Genomic DNA, 5,156 nt, shown 5'->3' on the forward strand with positions numbered 1-5,156 from the left:
TGTTCTCTTTAGAGCGAAAAACGGGACTCGAACCCGCGACCCCAACCTTGGCAAGGTTGTGCTCTACCAACTGAGCTATTTTCGCGTTTTTGGTAAGCTTTAAACGGTGTCATTTCCGTTTTGCGTTGCAAAGGTAGGGACTTATTCTGTACTGTGCAAATATTTCCAGTGTATTTAACTGTTGTTAACTTATTTCGGGGCTATTTGGTGATTATGTGTTAATGGATGTGAATAAAATAGCCGTTTTTTTTGAACTATAAATGAAGAGCCGATGTTTCTATGATATTATAATATATGTATTCGCTTATGAAAAATCTCATACTTTTGCGCCACGGACAAAGTGAGTGGAATCTTGAAAACCGTTTTACAGGCTGGACTGATGTGGAGCTTTCGCCAAAAGGAAGGGAAGAGGCACGACATGCAGGCGAGCTTATAGCGGCTTTAGGTCTCAAACCGCGCTATTGTTTTACTTCTTATCTGAGACGAGCAATCCAGACTCTCGACATCGCCCTTGACGCGATGGACAGGATGTGGCTGCCTGTTGTCAAGGACTGGCATCTTAATGAGCGCCACTATGGGGCTCTTCAGGGACTGAACAAGGCTGCGACTGCGGAGAAATATGGCGATGAGCAGGTCCACATATGGAGGCGCAGCTATGATGTCGCTCCCCCTGCGCTTCAGGCCGACGATGAGCGTTTCCCCGGAAGCGAAGAGCGCTACGCTCTTCTCGGCAAGGATTCATTGCCGTTGACCGAGTCGCTGAAAGATACGGTGGCGCGTGTGAAACCGTGTTGGGAAGAACTTATCGCACCTGCGCTCGGCATATATGATACGGTTTTTGTAGCTGCCCACGGCAATTCGCTCCGAGCATTGGTCATGATGCTGCTTGGCAAGACTCCCGATGAAATAGTCGCCGAGGAGATTCCGACAGGAGTACCGCGTGTGCTCGAACTGACCGACCGTCTCGAAGTAAAGTCAGACCGCTACCTGAAGTAATATAATGATTAGGAATATGAATAAAAAAATGAGGCTTGGAATCAATCCGAGCCTCATTTATTGGGCAAAATTACTTACTTAGGGTGAACAGTGGGGGTCGAACCCACGACCTTCGGAACCACAATCCGACGCTCTAACCAACTGAGCTATGCTCACCATGTTTCTTGGTTTTGCGCTGCAAAGGTAGGACGTTTTTTTGGAACTGCCAAATTTATTGCAAACTTTTTTTGATAAAATGTGAAAATTTTCCAAAATCGTTCAATTTACACCTATGATGCGGGTATTTCCCGTCATGAAACTGATGGTTTGCATCGAGTCTGATTATAAAAAATCCTTTACTATATATAATAGGCGGAAAATTATTGCTAACTTTGCAGTCAGTATGAAAAATATCCGCAATTTCTGTATAATAGCCCATATTGACCACGGCAAGAGTACACTTGCCGACCGTCTTCTTGAGTATACCAACACCGTTGCCGGAAAGGACCTGCAGGCGCAGGTGCTCGACGACATGGATCTGGAGCGCGAACGTGGAATCACAATCAAGAGCCATGCTATCCAGATGAATTATCGTCTGAATGGCGAGGACTATGTGTTGAATCTGATTGACACTCCGGGACACGTGGACTTCTCATACGAGGTGTCGCGCTCGATAGCTGCCTGTGAGGGTGCTCTTCTGATTGTCGACGCTTCGCAGGGCATTCAGGCTCAGACCATCTCGAACCTTTATATGGCCATTGACAACAATCTTGAGATTATTCCGGTAATCAACAAGGTGGATCTTGACAGTGCGAAGCCTGAGGAGGTCGAGGACCAGATTGTGGATCTTCTCGGATGTGACCCTGAGGAGGTAATCCGGGCCAGCGGAAAGACCGGCATCGGTGTGCCTGAAATCCTTCAGGCCATCATCGAGCGCGTCCCTGCTCCCAAAGGCAATCCCGCAGAGCCTCTTCAGGCCTTGATTTTCGACTCTGTGTTCAATCCGTTCAGAGGTATCATCGCATATTTCAAAATTGTCAACGGCACGATACGTAAGAACGATTTCGTGAAGTTTGTCGCGACCGGCAAGGAATACAATGCCGATGAAATCGGTGTGCTGAAACTCGACATGCAGCCGTGTCAGGAACTTTCGGCCGGCAATGTCGGATATATCATTTCAGGCATCAAGACTTCGCGTGAAGTGAAAGTGGGTGATACGATAACCCATGTCAACACTCCGTGTGAGAATGCAATCGACGGTTTTGAGGAAGTGAAGCCGATGGTATTTGCCGGTGTCTATCCGATTGAGACGGAGGATTTCGAGAACCTGCGTTCGTCGCTTGAAAAACTTCAGCTCAACGACGCATCGCTCACTTTCCAGCCCGAATCGTCGATGGCTCTCGGATTCGGATTCCGTTGCGGTTTCCTCGGGCTTCTTCACATGGAAATCATTCAGGAGCGCCTCGGACGCGAGTTTGACATGGATGTCATCACCACCGTCCCCAACGTTTCATACCGTGTCTTTGACAAGCACGGCACGATGACCGAAGTCCACAACCCTTCGGGGCTGCCCGAACCGACACTCATCGACCACATTGAAGAGCCTTATATCCGCGCGTCAATCATCACCGCCGCCGACTATATAGGCCCGATAATGACCCTCTGCCTTGCCAAGCGAGGCGAGCTCGTCAAGCAGGAATATATCTCGGGCAACCGCATGGAGCTCATTTTCGATATGCCGCTCGGTGAAATCGTGATTGACTTCTATGATAAGCTTAAGAGCATTTCGAAGGGCTATGCTTCGTTTGACTATCATCTCCATGACTTCCGCGAGTCAAAGCTCGTCAAGCTCGACATTCTTCTCAACGGCGAGAGCGTCGACGCGCTGTCGACTCTTACCCATGTCGACAATGCCGTCACTTTCGGCCGTCGGATGTGTGAGAAACTCAAGGAGCTTATTCCTCGCCAGCAGTTTGACATTGCCATTCAGGCTGCCATCGGCGCTAAGATCATAGCCCGCGAAACCATCAAGGCTGTGCGAAAGGACGTGACTGCCAAGTGTTACGGCGGCGACATCTCGCGTAAGCGCAAGCTCCTTGAAAAGCAGAAGAAGGGTAAAAAGCGCATGAAACAGATCGGTTCGGTAGAAGTTCCGCAGAAAGCTTTCCTTGCGGTCCTGAAGCTTGACTGATGCCATAAAAGCTTGAAAAACAATCATATCTCTCCACACTATAGTATCTTAATCAGCATGAAGGTAATCATACAGATAGTATTAATATTGGCGATGTCGTTGACGTCGCCTTTCATGCTTCATGCCGATACGATAAACGGAAGGGATACGATCAATGACTATTTGGTGGCTCTTGAGAATAATCCCAACGACAGGCAGCTCCTTAAGACTGTGGCGTTCTACTATATGAATATAGGTGATGTCAACAAGTCAAGGGAATATGCCAATAGACTTCTGAAGCTTGGTGAACTCACCGGCGACAGGGATTACTGCGAACTCTACGGGCGTATCGTGCTCGGCTCGTCGTTTCTCAATGAGGATGCCTCCGAATGTTTCCGTCAGCTTGAGGAAGCCCGTGTCATAGCCGAGAATACTCAGAACCACGATGCTTTGCTCTCGATTGATAACAGTATGGCGATGTATTATATGTTCGTACACAACGACAACTACACCGCTACCTCCTATTACTACAGGGCGCTTGAAGAAGCCAAGGCTATAAACGATGAACGACGTTACGGCATAATCCTGTCTAACCTTTCGGGGGCCTATATAGTTATGAACGATGTTTCCGGACAGAAACTTGCCGAGCAATCCCACGAAATTGCGTTGAAGAGGGGTGACCCGATTCCGTTATACTATGCCAAAGAGGCTCTTACTCAATTCTATCTTCTTTCCGACAGCCTTGACAGGGTGGAAACTCTGATAGGTGAGATTGAGAAGCTTCACTACGAAGGTGGTTTCGGTGGTGATCCGGAGCTGTATCTCCTGAAAGCAAGGCTTGCTGAGAAACGTGGTGATGTCTCCCGGGCTTATGCCAACTATGCCCTTGCTATGGAGAATTTTAAGAACTCTGACATATCGGAAATTTCAGCTACCTATTTGTCTTATGCCGGTTTGTTGCGTCGCGACAACAAGGTGCAGTCTGCCATCAAGGTGCTGGAACATGGACTTGACCACGTCAACTCGTCGGACATGAAGATACATTCGCCTGAAATAATCAGGGAACTGGTCTATGCCTATCGTGATGCCGGTAATTATAAGAAAGCTCTTGACTACAGTCTGGAGTATCAGGCCTATCAGGACAGCATCTTTCAGCTGAGTCGCGAGCGGGCTTTGCAGGAAAACCGTATCCGCCATGAGGTCTATGCCAACGAGCGTTTGATTGATGAGCAGAAAATGGAACTGATGTCTACGCGCCATAAGATAGTCTTGCTGGCGGTGTGTGTAGTGGCTGTTTTGATGCTGTTGGGGCTGACATATTATAATTACCGCAAGAAAGACAGGCTTTATCGTGCTATTGTGTCGCAGAACAGTGAGTATATTTCACGGGAACAGATGCTTCTCGAAGAGCTCGAAAAGACCAAGAAGCACAAGCCCTCGACTGGAACACTGTCTGAGGACAAGGCCGACAGTCTGATGTCGCGTTTCACGGCCATGATGTCGGTCGAAAAACTTTTTACAGATTCGTCAATCACTGTCGGTGCTATAGCCGAGAGGCTTGGCACTAACCGCACCTATCTCTCGCGGGCAATCAATGATTCGACGGGAAAGACATTCACTCAGATTGTCAATGAATATCGCATAAGGGAGGCCATATCGCTAATCTCCGACCTTACGGCAAACATGCCTTTGAAGCAGATATGCGCCGAAGTGGGGTTCAGTTCGCTATCGACATTCTACACCACTTTTCAGGCGACAACCGGAATGACTCCTGCGCGCTACCGGGCTCAGCTTAAAGAAATGTAGAGGTGTAGGTGTTCCTATATATTAAAGATATTAAAGCGCCGTTGCTGTCGTCCGTACTTCCGGAAACAGCAACGGCGCTTTATTATCGGGTGGAGAGTATGCGTTTCAATCCGGATTCTTATGCGGTTGAAAAGATGATAAATTATTATAATTTTAACGTGAGTTCGATATAAGAAATCAGAACAACGTCAATTGATTGTCCGAC

3 protein-coding genes and 2 tRNA genes are annotated in these 5,156 nt (G+C 47.9%); 3 read left to right on the forward strand and 2 right to left on the reverse strand.

Translation table 11 applies throughout. The annotated features are described in order from the left end of the window. Positions 1-12: 12 nt before the first annotated feature. Positions 13-85: transfer RNA gene (locus QZ311_RS12025), tRNA-Gly, on the reverse strand. A gap of 221 nt (positions 86-306) precedes the next feature. Between QZ311_RS12025 and gpmA the strand changes: the two genes are divergently transcribed. Further along, positions 307-996: a 2,3-diphosphoglycerate-dependent phosphoglycerate mutase gene (gpmA, locus tag QZ311_RS12030; protein WP_297068412.1), complete on the forward strand. Its 690-nt coding sequence runs from the start codon at positions 307-309 to the stop codon at positions 994-996. A gap of 82 nt (positions 997-1,078) precedes the next feature. On the opposite strand, the gene QZ311_RS12035 is transcribed toward gpmA, so the two are convergent. Continuing rightward, positions 1,079-1,152 (reverse strand) — tRNA-His (locus QZ311_RS12035). Between the two features lie 226 nt (positions 1,153-1,378). Between QZ311_RS12035 and lepA the strand changes: the two genes are divergently transcribed. Beyond that, positions 1,379-3,166: a translation elongation factor 4 gene (gene lepA, locus QZ311_RS12040; RefSeq protein ID WP_297068414.1), complete on the forward strand. Its 1,788-nt coding sequence runs from the start codon at positions 1,379-1,381 to the stop codon at positions 3,164-3,166. A gap of 57 nt (positions 3,167-3,223) precedes the next feature. Next, entirely contained in the window at positions 3,224-4,951 is a 1,728-nt protein-coding gene (locus tag QZ311_RS12045; RefSeq protein WP_297068417.1) for a helix-turn-helix transcriptional regulator, read from the forward strand. Positions 4,952-5,156 lie beyond the last annotated feature (205 nt).

This window comes from uncultured Duncaniella sp. (genome assembly GCF_910578445.1).
Lineage (GTDB): Bacteria > Bacteroidota > Bacteroidia > Bacteroidales > Muribaculaceae > Duncaniella.

Bases quoted from the DNA above. Each gene is read 5' to 3' on its own strand.
- QZ311_RS12045 (WP_297068417.1), top strand. From the start codon at position 3,224: ATGAAGGTAATCATACAGATAGTATTAATATTGGCGATGTCGTTGACG.
- lepA (WP_297068414.1), top strand. From the start codon at position 1,379: ATGAAAAATATCCGCAATTTCTGTATAATAGCCCATATTGACCACGGC.
- gpmA (WP_297068412.1), top strand. From the start codon at position 307: ATGAAAAATCTCATACTTTTGCGCCACGGACAAAGTGAGTGGAATCTT.